Below are 14800 nucleotides of genomic sequence, written 5' to 3' on the forward strand. Positions count from 1 at the left end.
CTTCTTTAGGCGCTGTCTTCGGTTTTGACCACCAGGCGTCTGTGGCAGTCTCCGGGCTCGAGTTTTTTCCCCCGAGCGGAACGCAATTCTAGTGGCAAAATGTTTTGTTCAAGCTCGTTATCCAGCAACACAGAGTGCGTCTCTCCTTTTTCGAACATGTAGCGCTCGCCCCACTGGCGCATAGCAACAATGATAGGAAAGACGGAACGTCCGCATTCTGTGAGCACATATTCTTTATAGGCACTACCGTCTGAAGCTGGACGTATCTCAAGCACCCCAAGTTCGACCAACTGCTTCAACCGCGCAGCCAGAATATTTTTTGCCAGACCCAGGTTTTTCTGAAACTCGCTGAACCGGCGAACATCGTCAAATGCCTCGCGAATTATCATCAAACACCATCGCTCGCCAATCGCCTCTAAAGTCCTTGCGACAGGGCATTCGCTGCCTGTGAGTGATTCCTGTTTAGCCATTTGAGCTTCCTTTTAATCGCGTACTTATATTTCGAGAGCATAATCGCATAATAAACTGGTTGCAAAATAAAACCACCACTGATAAAAACAAATAATCCGGTTGCTAAAAGCAACTACAATGTCACTGGAAACTAGTTATGAATGTGAAACCAGTCGTATCAGTCGTTAAAACAGAAATAACAGCCGGCAGTACTGTTTCTAAAACAGAAAATAATAGTCAAAACCACTCGCGGGCTGCACCTTTGTTAACACCAGCTCTAACACTTCTCTTTTCATTGACGTCTGCGCTTGCCGTCGCGAATGTTTACTTTGCGCAGCCTCTCCTCGAATCTATGGCAAAAAGCTTCAGCGTACAGTCTGCTGCGATAGGTATGGTTGTGACAATGACTCAGGTCGGATATGGGGCTGGCCTACTTTTTATCGTTCCCCTTGGCGATATCGTTAATCGTAAATATCTCGTCATTATCCAGATGGTGCTTTTAGCGACAGCATTGTTCATTGCTGGTTTCTCTCAAAACTGGGCAACATTTCTGGGGGCGATGGTTTTTGTCGGACTAATGGCAGTGGTCGTTCAGATTGTGGTGGTCTATACGGCTTCGCTAGCGGCAACACATCAGAGAGGAAAAGCCGTCGGTGCTGTGACAAGTGGCGTGGTACTGGGCATTCTCCTGGCTCGTTTTACATCAGGTGTCATTGCCGACGTTGCGGGGTGGCGTGCCGTGTATTTGAGCTCTGCCTGCCTCATGCTGATGATGGCTGGCGTACTTTACAAAGCAATCCCCTCCTTGCCACAGCCACGGGTTAAGAGTTCTTATTGGGTGCTGATAAAGTCAGTATTTATACTTTTTATAACTGAACCAACGCTAAGAGCCAGAGGGATATTTGCCCTGCTTATTTTTGCCGCTTTCAGCATATTTTGGACATCCATGGTATTACCGCTAAGCGCGCAATCGCTCTCACATACTCAAATAGGTATGTTTGGCCTGGCAGGTATTGCTGGGGCATTGGCTGCGTCAAAAGCCGGGAAGTGGGCCGATCGGGGCATGGGACAATGTACTACGGGGTTATCACTGACCTTATTGCTGCTTTCCTGGTTACCCATTGCATTCGCCGAAAGATCCCTCCTGTTACTAATTGTTGGTGTCATAGTGCTGGATTTCGCCGTACAAGCGGTACACGTGACAAACCAGAGTCTTATATTTTCCGCAATACCTAATGCACACAGCAGCCTGGTCGGGGCCTATATGTGCTTTTATTCTTTGGGCAGCGCACTGGGCGCCATCGCCTCAACCCAGTTTTACTCACTTTGGGGTTGGTACGCAGTGTGCGCGTTAGGTGCAGGAATCAGTGCGGCAGCTTTGCTATTCTGGTTATGGTCACAGAAAGAATGAAATTACAGCCAGAGGCATGGATTTTCTAAAGATATAATTTGAGCAGTTCAATGTCTCACTATCAGCTCAGCAACGCAGATTTCTACCTGCTGATAGCCTGCCAATCACGGCTTTGCGAACAGGAGTTGCAATGACACAAAATATCTACAACAACCCGGCTTTTTTTGAAGGATACGCCACGCTCGACCGCTCAATTAAAGGGTTGGATGGCGCACCTGAATGGGCAGCAATGCAAACACTGTTACCTGAATTGCAGGGCAAATCGGTGGTCGATTTAGGTTGCGGTTACGGCTGGTTTTGCCGTTACGCGCGTGAACAAGGGGCAGCAAATGTATTAGGGCTTGATGTCTCATTAAAGATGCTGGAAAAAGCGCAAGAAATGACGAGTGGCGTAGGGATCGTTTATCGCCGTGAAGATCTCGAACAGTTGCAGCTTGAGCCACAAAGTGTCGATCTGTTTTACAGCTCACTTGCCCTGCATTATCTGGAAAATATAGACGCGCTGTTTGCAACGCTTCATCAGGCGCTGGTGCCCGGTGGCATGCTGGTGTTTTCAGCAGAACATCCAATTTATACCGCACCAATGCAACAGGGTTGGCTGGCTGACCAGACCGGGCAAAAATCCTGGCCGGTGAACCATTATCAACAAGAGGGCGAGCGCATCAGTAACTGGTTTGCCGACGGCGTGAAGAAGCAACACCGCAAACTTTCAAGCTGGATAAACGCACTCATTGCCAGTGGGTTTGTCATCGAGAAACTTGATGAATGGGGCCCGAGCGCCGAGCAAATCGCGCAAAATCCAGCGCTTGATGAAGAAAAAGAACGCCCAATGATTTTCCTGCTGGCGGCGCGTAAACCACTTATCTAATTGCCTTCAACTATTCTCATTTTCCGCTCAAGGGGAGGTCACTCCCCCCGCGTTTTCCATCCTTGCCTATACTCTTTAAACACTAGTCATAAAATAGGAAGCATTGATGAAAATTATTCTATGGGCAGTTTTGATTATCTTTATTATTGGCTTACTGGTCGTGACTGGCGTGTTTAAAATGATTTTCTGATATCTGCGGGTGCCACCATGGTGGCACCCCTTTGCTTATCTCTTCCTTCGATTTAAATCCCCTACACTTGCGAACCCTGGTGGCGAAGCATTATTATCACTCCAATTGATTGGAGAAATAATGACTATCAAAGAAAGTGATTTTCGCAAAATTGACCTCAACCTGCTGATTGCCTTTGCGGTTTTATTTCGCGAACAAAGCGTCTCGCTGGCGGCTGATAAGCTGCACCTGGGGCAGCCTGCGGTGAGCGGCTCACTCGCTCGTCTACGGGAAATGTTTGACGACCCACTATTTATTCGTAGCGGGCATCGTATGCAGCCCACTGCACGGGCCACAGAACTGCACACCGAGCTAATGCCATTGCTGGAGCAATTGCAGAGCGCACTGTTCCAACAGGCAGAGTTCAACCCTGCGCATGCGAAAGCAACCGTTACCATTGGCATGACCGATTGGGTAGAGATGTGGCTGATGCCGCAACTGGTTCCTGCGTTGCGCGAGCATGCCCCGGGTGTGCGCCTTAACGTGGTGGCAAGCGATCCCTTCACTGATGCGCAGCGTCTGGAAGGTGGCGAAGTGGATATGATCATCAGCGTGGCGAATCAGTCAGCGCGCTGGATGGAGCGTGAACAGTTGAGTGCAATGGAGTTTGTCACTCTCTGGAATCCCACTCAGCTACAGCTTGAGGAACCGCTGAGCGCTGAGACATATGCCGCACAGCAACATGTTCTGGTGAGTTACCGTGAAGCCTCCAGTAGCCACATCGACACATTGTTAGCCAGGCAGGGTCTAAAACGTGAGATTAGCTACACCACGCCACATTTCTCCGCATTACCGGGTTTGTTAAGCATGATGCCTGTGCTAGCGACCGTGCCGCAGGGGCTTTGTGAGAGTTGGCAGAAAACATGGGGATTACGCAGCAGCCCAGTTCCGCTGGAGATGGCCCCGTTTGATGTGGCATTGCTATGGCATCAGCGCCATAACAGTGACGCGGCGCTGATGTGGGTTCGTGGGTTTATTAAGCGCCTGGTGGGTTAAGCTTATTTAAAATAAAATGCCATCCGCCAAATGTCGGATGGCGCAAGCTTATCCGACCTACTTCAGACTCGCCCCATTACTGGCAATCACTTCTTTATACCAGTTGAAGCTTTTCTTACGTCGGCGCTCAAGGGTACCGTTGCCCTGGTCGTCGCGATCGACATAGATAAAGCCGTAGCGCTTAGATAACTCAGCTTTCGATGCGCTCACCAGGTCAATTGGCCCCCAGCAGGTGTAGCCCAGCACTTCAACACCATCTTCAATCGCTTCGCGCACCTGCACCAGGTGGTCGTTGAGGTAGCTAATGCGGTAGTCGTCATGCACTGTGCCATCGGCTTCGAGCTTGTCTTTAGCACCAAGGCCGTTTTCAACAATAAACAGCGGCTTTTGATAACGATCCCACAGCTTGTTGAGCAAAATACGCAGGCCTACTGGGTCAATCTGCCAGCCCCACTCAGAACTCGGCAGGTGCGGGTTTGGCACCATATTGAGGATATTGCCACGCGCCTTCTCATTCAGAGCTTCATCAGAAGTGACGCAACCCGTCATGTAATAGCTGAACGAAATAAAGTCGATTGTGGTTTTCAGCGCTTCGCGGTCGCTATCTGAGATCTCAAGCTTAATGCCGTTGTCGCGGAAGTAACGCAGCATATAACCCGGGTACTCGCCCCGGCACTGCACATCACCAAAGAACAACCAGTTGCGGTTTTCCTGCATGGTTTCCAGCACGTCTTCTGGCTTACAGCTCAGCGGATAAACCAGGCCACCAAGCAGCATGTTACCGATACGCGCATCAGGAATGATTTCGTGGCAGGCTTTCACGGCCAACGCACTGGCAACAAGTTGATGGTGAATCGCCTGATAAATTTCTGCTTTGCTGCTGCTCTCACTTAGCCCAACACCCGTCATTGGCGCATGCAGCGACATGTTGATTTCGTTAAACGTCAGCCACAGTTTCACTTTGTTTTTATAACGCGTGAACACGGTGCGGGCGTAACGTTCAAAGAATGTGATGACTTCACGATTGCCCCAACCGCCATAATTTTTCACCAGTCCCCACGGCATTTCGTAGTGGGACAGGGTCACCATTGGCGTGATGTTATGTTTCGCCAATTCATCAAACAAACGGTCGTAATAGGCAAGGCCCGCTTCATTTGGCTGAGTTTCGTCCCCTTGCGGGAAAATACGCGTCCAGGCAATGGAAACGCGCAGGCAGCTAAAGCCCATTTCTGCAAATAGCGCGATATCCTCTGGGTAGCGGTGGTAGAAATCAATGGCGACATCTTTAATGCCAAAATCACCTGGTTTGCGTTCGGCGACATCACCAAATACGCCATGCGGCTGAACGTCGGACGTAGAAATCCCCTTTCCGTCTTCCTGCCACGCGCCTTCTACCTGATTTGCGGCAATCGCGCCGCCCCACAGAAACTTCTCAGGAAATGCTTTCATCTACTTCTCCTTAATGTTGAACCGTCAGGAACGGCATGCCCGAATCAATGGAATGGCTATTAGTCATACGTGTCACTGCTGTGTATTCATCGCTATTGCTGATAATCACCGGTGTTGCCAGGTCGTACCCAGCATCCAGGATGGCCTGTCTGTCGAATTCAATGAGCAGGTCACCTGGCTTAATTTTGTCCCCCACTTTCACATGGGTCGTGAAGTGCTGACCATTCAGTTTTACCGTATCAATACCAATGTGAATCAGTACTTCAATGCCGCTATTGCTAAGTAAACCAATGGCATGGCGTGTCTGGAATAACGACGCTACTTCGCCATTGAAAGGTGCGATAACCTTGCCTGTCAGCGGGATTATCGCCGCCCCTTCGCCAAGCAAACCGCTGGCGAATGTGGAATCTGGAACTTCATTCATAGCCAGAACCGTGCCACTCATTGGCGCAAGGATGTCGTTTTCTGTTGGCTGGACGATAGCGATTTCTGTTGCCACTTCACTACGCGGTAACCCGGCGATATAGGTCATGATACATGCCAGAGAAAACGCCAGCACGGTCCCAAGAATCGCGCCCCATACGGATATATCGACCCCAGTTGGCGGAATAATCTGCGAAAAAGTGAACACGCTAACCAAGCCAAATGAAAATACGCTGGTCTGGCAATACCCGATAATCACACCGCCGACAGCCCCTGCCACACAACCAAAGATAAACGAACGACGGTTTGGCAATGTCACCCCATACACGGCCGGTTCGGTGATACCAAAAATTCCTGCCGTGACCGCCGATCCTGCCAGCACTCTAAGCTTCTTATCGCGGGTGCGAAGTAACACGCCTAGCGTTGCCCCCACCTGCCCCATGACCGCGGGCAATAACAAAGGCACCATTGTGTCGTAGCCAAGTACGCTCAAGTTATTGATCATTAAAGGGACTAATCCCCAGTGCAGGCCAAAGATGACGCAAATCTGCCAGACCGCCCCCATAAATCCGCCCGCCAGCCATGGTGCAAAGGCATAAATCGCCTGATAACCATGGGCCAGAGTCTGGCTCAGCCAGGTCGCCGCCGGGCCAATCAATAAGAATGTCAGCGGCACAGTGATGGCCAGACAAAACAATGGCGTAAAGAAGTTACGCACCGCAGATGGCAGCAGTTTATTGAAGTGTTTTTCAAGCCAGCAACTCACCCATGCGGCAAAAATAATCGGGATCACCGATGAACTGTAGTTAATGAAGGTTATCGGTATGCCAAGAAAATACTCTTGAACACCAGCCGGTTGGCTGGTCACTTCAAACGCTTGAAGCATCAGCGGATGCGTCAGCGCACCGCCAATCGCCATGGTAAGAAACGGGTTGCCACCGAATTTCTTACCAGCGGTGTAACCCAGTGCCAGCGGGAAGAAATAAAACAGCGAGTCGCTTGCAGCAAACCAAAGCTTATAAGTTCCGCTATCGGTGGCAAGCCAGCCACAGACAACTGCCAGCGCCAGCAAACCTTTCAGAATCCCTGAGGCAGCCATCACACCAAGGAACGGCGTAAATATCCCTGAGACAATATCAATCAGCCGCCCTAGTAGATTGACCTTCTGCGCAGATGTTTGCAGCACTTGTTCCTGGTCGTCAGTTATCCCCGCCAGGTCGCGCACCGAGTTGTAGACATCGTGCACATGGTTGCCAATCACCACCTGGAATTGCCCGCCGCTTTCCACCACCATAATCACGCCAGGATTTTTTTTCAGGGCATCTGCATTGGCATTTTTATGGTCTTTAAGCTTAAATCGCAGGCGCGTAGCGCAGTGTACCAGGCTGACTATATTTTCTCGCCCACCGACATGGGTCAGAATATCTCTTGCAACGTCTTGATATCCCATCATTCTTTCCTTTCACCTTTCGGCATATGTGTCTGAGTAAAATTCAAAAAAAACCTGAGACCGACTTCCCGCAAGAAGAAGCCAGTGCTCAGGTTTTGCCTGCCGCAGCAGTAACAATCCGTTTTTGTTTTCGTCGGCCTTTCGGCACGCCGTTATGAAACTTTAAGACTCTCTTTACGCACCCGCTCAATGTGAATCGCGAGGAACATAATTTCTTCTGTGGTTAACTCCCGCTGATATTCCGTCATCAGATGGCGGCTGAGCTTTTCCGCACAACGCCACGCTTGCGGATAATTATCTTTCACCGCCGCATGTAGCGTGACATCGTCATCTGCCACCACTTTACGGCTAAGCATCCGTTGGGCAAAAAACTTCAGATGCGTTACAAAGCGCTGATAACTCAGGCTATCTTCGTCATATTCAAAACGTAACTGGTATTTTACTATCTGCAAGATTTCCTGCATCACGCGTGTAACGTGCATCACTTCAGGCATTTCGCTGTTCAATTGCGCCGTCACCAGATGCAGAGCAATAAACCCCGCTTCGTCTTCCGCTAACTGAACATTCAGACGCTTTTCTATGATGGTCAACGCTTCCTGGCCGAGCAAAAATTCTTTAGGGTAAAGACGCTTAATTTCCCACAGCAATACGTTGCGAATCACCACCCCTTTCTTTTGTCGCTCAATTGCAAAATGGCAATGATCGGTCAGCGTGATGTAGAGGCTTTCTTGCAATTTACCCAACCGCTGACGCGAAAGCTCAATAATGCGATCGCAGGTGGTCATCACTTCCAGCGGGATTTGGCTGAGTAATTCACCCAGGCGCGCAACCAGTTCGTCGCTTTTAAGGGCGAAAACCTTTTCGATTTTCTCCCTTTCCAGCGGCTCTCCAATATGTTTCTGGAAACCCAGACCACGTCCCATGACGACTTGCTCGCGCCCGTGCTCGTCCAGAATCACCACTACGTTGTTATTGAGTATTTTGGCGATTTTCATCCGTACTTTATCCATACTCCAGAAACAAAAAAACCTGACATCCGACCAGAGCCAGAACATCAGGTTTTGCCTGCATACGCAGTAACAATCCAGTCCGGTCACTCTACCAGTTTCGTTCCGCCTCTCAATGCCATAAACCGCAAAGCGTGACGGCTGTCGCGAGCTTACTTGCGTGGATTAACGAACAGCTGCTGCACAAATTCTGCATACGCTGGTCGCCAGACATCCATTTCGTGTCCCAATCCTGGGTAAAGTTTATAACTAAATTTCACTCCTTGCTGTTGAATCTGGCTTTTCAGACCGGCGATATCTTTACCCGTGACGCCATCTTTTTCCCCCACTACAAGGGTGAAGTTCCGCAACTGCTGGTTAATTGCCTTCGGTTGTGCGAACTGACGGGAAACGGCTTCATTTGGCACGGTAGTGGTCGTCACACCGCTAAATGTTGCCAACCAGCCAAAACTATCCAGATGGCTCATTCCAGAAACCAGCGCCTGATAACCGCCTTGTGATAAACCTGCTAACGCCCTGCCTGCCGCATCTTTCCGCGTGGTAAACCGATTGTCAATCAGTGGAATGATGTCCTGCATCAGCTCTTTATCTGCCGCACTCGCGTTAAGAGGATAGAAATCTTTGCGCCGCTCGACGGGCGGGAAGTTTTCTGCCACTGCCTGTTGGATATCAGTTTCGGTATCCGGCACAACAACCAGCATGGGCTTAATTTTGCCTTCTGCCAGTAAGTTATCCATGATTTGCGGAATGCGCCCCTGGGTGATGGCTGACAGACCAGTATCGCCAAAGCCATGATAAAAATAGAGCACCGGCAGTGGCTCACCGCCCGCTTTGTATCCCGGCGGCGTCCAGACATAAACCTGCCGCTCAGCCTGCAACGCACTGGAATGATAGGTTAACGTACGCAGGTCGCCGTGCGGCACGGCGCGCTCATCTAAAATGCTGCCGGGTACAAGGATTAGACTGGTGTTAACCTGGCGTTGAGGCTTGGTGAAGCGACTGCCGGTATCAATGCTCCGAAAGCCGTCTATATCAAAATAGTATTCGTAAAGATTTGGCTTAAGCGCGGTGCTGGTCCAGGACCAGACCCCAGTGTCATCAAGCTTCAGATCCTGAGTCACCTGGTTGTCTGGCGTACTGCCGACGACAACCGAAACTCGTTTTGCCGTGGGTGCAAACAAACGGTACGTCACGGAGTTATCGCTATTCAGACTCGTAATGTATTGGCTAACCGGCACTGTCGCGGCCGGTGTAGCGGGTAGCGCTAATGCCTGAAAGGGTGGCGTACCCAACAGACCCACGACAAATAATGATAAATAATGCAGCTTAATTTTCATCATATTTCCTTATTTCATCCATTATTTTCTACATGAATATCATCCATTTTTACCACCACACTTCAGCCTGAGCTCCGATGGCAATTTGGTCGTTTTTCTCATCCGCAAAACTAAAATTATCCAGTTCATTATTCAGTGAGTGAATATATGTGCCATAGAAACGTATTTCCGGACGTGAAGTTAACATACTGGTGTTAACCTTGAATGCGTGATAGAGCGTGGTTTTATAACCGGATTCAGTAAATTCATCGCCAGATTTATTGGTATTTTGCTGGTTGAAATAACCTAGTTCAATTCCCGTCTGGTTATATTTATCCCAGATATAGGCTGGGCGAATAACTGCACGAACGCTTTCAAAATCAGTATGTGATCCGGTTTCATAGCTATAAACATCTTCACCACGTGAATAAACTAGTGCATTAGCCAGAATAATATCGTCACGTAAATACGTTTCACCCTGTGAGACAAGTCTCAATGCAGTACCACCAGTATGCTTACCGTAATAACGCCCATTAAAGGAAATGTAAGGGCTCGAACCTGAGTAGCGGGCAAAACTACTGGCTAAAGAGTTATTTGCCACCAAGAAGCTAAATTCATTAAACCCGCCATTGTCAAAATGTTGTTTCAGCGCGGTACCGACCATCCAGGTATCTTTCCAGCGATAATAGCCATTCTTGTCTTCGTTATTATTTTGCGTGTCATTCTGATTCGCTATGGCATACCGGCCATTAACCATAAGCTCCGCTTTCTCCCACAATGGAATCGACTTATAACGCGCGTCAATGGTATTCACATTCAGTTTCTGTGATTTACTGAGATCCTGATTATAGCCATCAATATCTTCACGTATTAAGGCGATATCCAGCTTGCCACTTCCCAGCTTCATATCCTGAATACCTAAACCACCGCCACCATCGGTACGCTGAGTTTTCCAGTCCAGCATCTGGATTTCATACATCGGTAACTGGTGCTTACCGACCCAGAAATCGGCTTCTGGCGCGAAAGGTACGAAGCCTTTGGTGTTAACATAAAGATCTGAAAATTGAAGGTAATTTTGATTGTTCGTATTATCACCAAACCAACCCGCGGAATATTGCTGGCCGACATTGCCGTCCAGTTGCACTACCGCATGAACCGTTTTCCCTCCTTCGTTATAAACCCGTTGTGAAAGCTTTAAATCAAACCAGTTGCTATATTCGTTACCCAAACGCCCTAATGAGCCAATAGCCCAAGATTTTGGCGCACCTTCAGTGGTAGTACCCCAGCCCGAGCGAAAATAGCCGTTATAGCTAAAGCCAATATCTTCCTTAACAAACTTGCTCAGGTCGCTCATGGTCATGGCCGCTATTTGTGGCGTGGTTTTATCAGATACCTGTGAAGTTTTAGCCACTAATACCTCATCAGGCCGAGTAGTTTGCTTGGCCAATACATTCATTGAAGAAATATTTTTGCGATTAATTTCCTCCTGTGACTTATAATATTGCAGTTCTTTTTTGGTTTCCTTTAAATCGTTTTCCAACATTTCCAGACGCTGTTCTACGGAAAGTTTCGCACTACTATGCGTATAAAAAGGAAATAATAGTGGTGTCAGAAGCAACGTGGTGAGTGCATATTGTGATTTAATATCCATATAAATCCCCAGAAGCAAGAAAAATGGTAACTTAATTGCAGATCGCCTTCTGACAAAAACAAAAAAACCCGCCCCCCCTTAAATAAGGAGGTTCAGGTTTTGCCTGCTTAAGCAGTAACAATCCAATAATCTATTACGCTGTCGATAATAAACATCAGCAGATTTAAGGCAATGTTTATTTAAATAGTATGTGACCGTTATCTAGCTTTTTATCAATTAGTAGAACCTTTAATTATAAGCTATTAATCGCATTACTAATGGTAGTCGACGTTTTATAGGTTCGGATTTCAGTAAATAATTCTGTTGCTTCAACATATTCTTTACGCAAATACCCCAGCCACTGCTTGATGCGCGCAACGTGATACATACCGGTATCGCCCTGCTTTTCGAGCTGGCTATATTTTTGCAGAAGTTTTACTACATCCGGCCATGGCATACGCGGCTCGTTGTATTTAATTACGCGGCTTAAGTTGGGGATATTGAGCGCGCCACGGCCGATCATCACGGCATCACAGCCCGTTGCCGCCATGCAATCTTGCGCACTTTGCCAGTCCCAGATTTCACCGTTGGCAATCACCGGGATCGATAACCGTTTGCGGATTTCGCCAATCGCCGACCAGTTAATACGTTCGGCTTTGTAGCCATCTTCTTTGGTACGCCCGTGAACGACAAGTTCAGTGGCGCCTGCCTGCTGCACCGCATCGGCAATTTCAAACTGCCGCGCATCGCTGTCCCACCCGAGTCGAATTTTAACGGTTACGGGTAAGTGCGCAGGCACGGCCTCACGCATCGCTTTCGCACCACGGTAAATCAGATCGGGGTCTTTGAGCAGTGTGGCACCGCCGCCGCTACCATTCACAAGTTTGGACGGGCAGCCGCAGTTTAGATCAACACCCCAGGAACCTAGCTCCACCGCACGCGCAGCGTTTTCAGCCAGCCATTGTGGATGTTGCCCCAGGAGTTGAATACGGACTAACGTACCGGACGATGTACGGCTCGCCTGATGAAGTTCCGGGCAAAGTTTATGGAAGGATTTTGCCGGCAAAAGCTGGTCGACCACACGCAAGAACTCGGTGATACACAAGTCGTAGTCATTGACCTCTGTCAGCAGTTCACGAACCAACGAGTCGAGAACCCCTTCCATCGGCGCGAGCAGTACACGCATAGCGTTTTTCCGGTAAAAAAAGAGGCGCTATGTTAGCGCCTCTGTATGAGTTGGCAAAGCCTAATTAATTATGCGGATGCAGGCTTACGAGCTGGACGGCGACGGCCGTTTGCACCAGCAGGTTTAGCGGCACCATCACCCTGTGCGCGTGATGGGCGACGTGGTGCGCTGCTGCGATCTGATGATGCGCCGCCATTGCCGCCACGACGTTGACCCTGGCCTTGACCACCGCCATTGCCACGACCGCCGCCACGTTGCTGCTGGCGACCGTTAACGATAGGCTCAGCTGGAATGGACGGATCTACTTCATAGCCTGGCAGTGCCATACGAGGAACTTCACGCTTAAGGACACGTTCGATGTCGCGCAGCAATTTGTGTTCATCAACACACACCAGAGACAGCGCTTCACCGGTTGCTGCCGCACGGCCAGTACGGCCAATACGGTGCACGTAATCTTCCGGTACGTTTGGCAGTTCGTAGTTCACAACATGTGGCAGTTCTTCGATATCAAGACCACGCGCGGCGATGTCCGTTGCCACCAGCACACGAATGCCACCGTTTTTGAAGTCAGCCAATGCACGAGTACGCGCGCCCTGGCTCTTATTACCGTGAATAGCCGCAGCGGTAATACCGTCTTTGCCCAGCTGTTCTGCCAGGTGGTTTGCGCCATGTTTGGTACGGGTAAACACCAGCACTTGCTGCCAGTTACCTTCACCAATCATCTGAGACAGCAGTTCTCTTTTACGTTTCTTATCAACGAAATGAACGTGTTGAGTCACTTGCTCGGATGCGGTGTTACGACGCGCAACGGACACTTCTTCTGGATTATGCAGCAGCTTTTCAGCAAGGCCCTTAATCTCATCAGAGAAGGTTGCAGAGAACAGCAAGTTCTGGCGACGCGCAGGCAATTTAGCCAGCACACGACGGATATCGTGGATAAAGCCCATGTCCAGCATGCGGTCAGCTTCATCCAGCACCAGGATTTCTACCTGGTCGAGTTTCACAGCGTTCTGGTGTTCCAGATCTAACAGACGGCCAGGTGTTGCCACCAGTACATCTACACCGCTGCGCAGTTTCATCATCTGCGGGTTAATGCTCACGCCGCCGAAAACCACCAGCGAACGGATATCTAAATACTTGCTGTAGTCACTCACGTTTTCGCCAATCTGAGCGGCAAGCTCACGGGTTGGCGTCAGGATGAGCGCACGAACCGGACGACGACCTTTGGCATGCGGCTGATTGTCGACCAGGCGCTGCAACAGCGGCAAGGTAAAGCCAGCTGTTTTACCGGTGCCGGTTTGGGCACTGGCCATCAGGTCACGACCTGCTAAGACGACCGGGATCGCCTGGCGTTGAATAGGGGTAGGCTCACGATAGCCCTGCTCTTCCACTGCACGCAGAATATCGGCGTTCAGGCCGAGAGAATCAAAAGACATTTGGAACTCCAGAATCGCCCTGACCGCGAGGTGCGGTGTAGTTTCCAGGGGTTCATATGACGCCAGTCATTCTGGCGCGAGAGAGGGGCACAAACCACGGTGCCGTAAGCCGCGCAGTGTAACAGGTTTTGTGACTTTGCGCACAAATTCTATTTTTCGACACATTCACAAGATAATTGTTGGGAACTGGACACTTGGGTATCACGCGCCTACTCTTAATCAATCGATTGATTAACTTATTAAGAGGTCGGTATGAATGCAACACCGACGCCTGCAACTTCCCGCGGCGAGCACGCAAAAAATACGCTGATTGCTTCCGCTATCGCCCAGTTTGGTGAGTATGGTCTACACGCCACCACTCGCGATATTGCCGCGCTTGCCGGGCAAAACATTGCCGCCATCACCTACTATTTTGGTTCAAAAGAAGAGCTGTATATGGCATCCGCGCAATGGATAGCCGACTTTATCACGCAAAATTTCAAGCCTCATGTCGAACGCGCCGAGGCGATCCTTGGCCAGCCACAGCCCGATAAATCACAAATTCGCGAGCTCATTCATACCGCTTGTGAACATATGATTGTCCTGCTGACCGCCGATGAAACGCTAAACCTCAGCAAGTTTATTTCCCGCGAACAGCTCTCGCCGACTCCCGCTTATCAACTGATTCACGACCAAGTGATTGCACCAATGCATACGCATCTGACATGCCTGGTCGGGCGATATACCGGGCGCCACCCGGATGATACCGAAACAATTCTCCATACCCATGCGCTGCTCGGACAGATACTGGCTTTTCGACTTGGGCGAGAAACCATTCTGCTGCGCGCCGGGTGGCCGACGTTTGACAAAGAGAACGTGAAACAAATCAGCGATGTGGTACGCAGCCATATCGATTTCATTTTGCAGGGGTTATCAACGGAACGAGGAAATGCCAGCAATGAAAAGTAAA

13 protein-coding genes are annotated in these 14800 nt (G+C 49.6%); 5 read left to right on the forward strand and 8 right to left on the reverse strand.

Annotated elements, in window-relative coordinates:
* Window positions 1-5 precede the first annotated feature (5 nt).
* Window positions 6-470 (reverse strand): winged helix-turn-helix transcriptional regulator, encoded by a 465-nt coding sequence (locus tag GC128_RS01435; protein WP_151992787.1) that lies wholly within the window; start codon window positions 468-470, stop codon window positions 6-8.
* 242 nt (window positions 471-712) lie between these two features.
* On the opposite strand from GC128_RS01435, the gene GC128_RS01440 reads away from it, so the two are divergent.
* The 4 genes from GC128_RS01440 to GC128_RS01455 all read left to right on the forward strand — a co-directional run bounded on the left by GC128_RS01440 (window position 713) and on the right by GC128_RS01455 (window position 3954).
* A complete protein-coding gene (locus GC128_RS01440) occupies window positions 713-1861 on the forward strand; it encodes an MFS transporter (protein ID WP_226811971.1) in 1149 nt (382 codons plus the stop codon).
* A gap of 130 nt (window positions 1862-1991) precedes the next feature.
* The gene (locus tag GC128_RS01445) at window positions 1992-2729 is read left to right on the forward strand and encodes a class I SAM-dependent methyltransferase (protein ID WP_151992789.1); all 738 of its coding nucleotides are present in this window, start codon (window positions 1992-1994) and stop codon (window positions 2727-2729) included.
* A gap of 106 nt (window positions 2730-2835) precedes the next feature.
* On the forward strand, window positions 2836-2919 hold the full coding sequence (gene yohP, locus GC128_RS01450; protein WP_072009412.1) for a small membrane protein YohP: 84 nt from the start codon (window positions 2836-2838) through the stop codon (window positions 2917-2919).
* A 120-nt stretch (window positions 2920-3039) separates the two neighbouring features.
* Window positions 3040-3954 (forward strand): LysR family transcriptional regulator, encoded by a 915-nt coding sequence (locus GC128_RS01455; protein WP_151992790.1) that lies wholly within the window; start codon window positions 3040-3042, stop codon window positions 3952-3954.
* 57 nt (window positions 3955-4011) lie between these two features.
* On the opposite strand, the gene GC128_RS01460 is transcribed toward GC128_RS01455, so the two are convergent.
* From GC128_RS01460 to rhlE, 7 genes are all read right to left on the reverse strand, one after another.
* Window positions 4012-5403, reverse strand: a complete 1392-nt coding sequence (locus tag GC128_RS01460) for a glycoside hydrolase family 1 protein (protein WP_064517269.1) — start codon at window positions 5401-5403, stop codon at window positions 4012-4014.
* Between the two features lie 10 nt (window positions 5404-5413).
* Window positions 5414-7276, reverse strand: coding sequence for a PTS beta-glucoside transporter subunit IIABC (gene bglF / locus GC128_RS01465; protein ID WP_151992791.1), 1863 nt, complete (start codon window positions 7274-7276; stop codon window positions 5414-5416).
* A 152-nt stretch (window positions 7277-7428) separates the two neighbouring features.
* A complete protein-coding gene (bglG, locus tag GC128_RS01470; RefSeq protein WP_151992937.1) occupies window positions 7429-8271 on the reverse strand; it encodes a transcriptional antiterminator BglG in 843 nt (280 codons plus the stop codon).
* 164 nt (window positions 8272-8435) lie between these two features.
* Window positions 8436-9620 carry an esterase gene (locus GC128_RS01475; RefSeq protein WP_151992792.1) on the reverse strand — a complete coding sequence of 395 codons (1185 nt, stop codon included), beginning with the start codon at window positions 9618-9620 and terminating at the stop codon, window positions 8436-8438.
* A gap of 49 nt (window positions 9621-9669) precedes the next feature.
* Complete coding sequence (locus tag GC128_RS01480; protein WP_151992793.1) at window positions 9670-11250, reverse strand: carbohydrate porin; 1581 nt, start codon at window positions 11248-11250, stop codon at window positions 9670-9672.
* Window positions 11251-11482: 232 nt separating this feature from the next.
* On the reverse strand, window positions 11483-12415 hold the full coding sequence (gene dusC, locus GC128_RS01485) for a tRNA dihydrouridine(16) synthase DusC (RefSeq protein ID WP_151992794.1): 933 nt from the start codon (window positions 12413-12415) through the stop codon (window positions 11483-11485).
* Between the two features lie 68 nt (window positions 12416-12483).
* Complete coding sequence (gene rhlE / locus GC128_RS01490) at window positions 12484-13851, reverse strand: ATP-dependent RNA helicase RhlE (protein ID WP_151992795.1); 1368 nt, start codon at window positions 13849-13851, stop codon at window positions 12484-12486.
* Window positions 13852-14103: 252 nt separating this feature from the next.
* On the opposite strand from rhlE, the gene cecR reads away from it, so the two are divergent.
* Window positions 14104-14799 (forward strand): transcriptional regulator CecR, encoded by a 696-nt coding sequence (cecR, locus tag GC128_RS01495; protein ID WP_151992796.1) that lies wholly within the window; start codon window positions 14104-14106, stop codon window positions 14797-14799.
* Window position 14800: the final 1 nt, after the last annotated feature.

Source organism: Buttiauxella massiliensis (assembly GCF_902500225.1).
Lineage (GTDB): Bacteria > Pseudomonadota > Gammaproteobacteria > Enterobacterales > Enterobacteriaceae > Buttiauxella > Buttiauxella massiliensis.

Coding starts and splice junctions, on each gene's coding strand:
- GC128_RS01435 (WP_151992787.1), bottom strand. CDS start 470: ATGGCTAAACAGGAATCACTCACAGGCAGCGAATGCCCTGTCGCAAGG.
- GC128_RS01445 (WP_151992789.1), top strand. CDS start 1,992: ATGACACAAAATATCTACAACAACCCGGCTTTTTTTGAAGGATACGCC.
- yohP (WP_072009412.1), top strand. CDS start 2,836: ATGAAAATTATTCTATGGGCAGTTTTGATTATCTTTATTATTGGCTTA.
- GC128_RS01455 (WP_151992790.1), top strand. CDS start 3,040: ATGACTATCAAAGAAAGTGATTTTCGCAAAATTGACCTCAACCTGCTG.
- GC128_RS01460 (WP_064517269.1), bottom strand. CDS start 5,403: ATGAAAGCATTTCCTGAGAAGTTTCTGTGGGGCGGCGCGATTGCCGCA.
- bglF (WP_151992791.1), bottom strand. CDS start 7,276: ATGGGATATCAAGACGTTGCAAGAGATATTCTGACCCATGTCGGTGGG.
- bglG (WP_151992937.1), bottom strand. CDS start 8,271: ATGAAAATCGCCAAAATACTCAATAACAACGTAGTGGTGATTCTGGAC.
- GC128_RS01475 (WP_151992792.1), bottom strand. CDS start 9,620: ATGAAAATTAAGCTGCATTATTTATCATTATTTGTCGTGGGTCTGTTG.
- GC128_RS01480 (WP_151992793.1), bottom strand. CDS start 11,250: ATGGATATTAAATCACAATATGCACTCACCACGTTGCTTCTGACACCA.
- dusC (WP_151992794.1), bottom strand. CDS start 12,415: ATGCGTGTACTGCTCGCGCCGATGGAAGGGGTTCTCGACTCGTTGGTT.
- rhlE (WP_151992795.1), bottom strand. CDS start 13,851: ATGTCTTTTGATTCTCTCGGCCTGAACGCCGATATTCTGCGTGCAGTG.
- cecR (WP_151992796.1), top strand. CDS start 14,104: ATGAATGCAACACCGACGCCTGCAACTTCCCGCGGCGAGCACGCAAAA.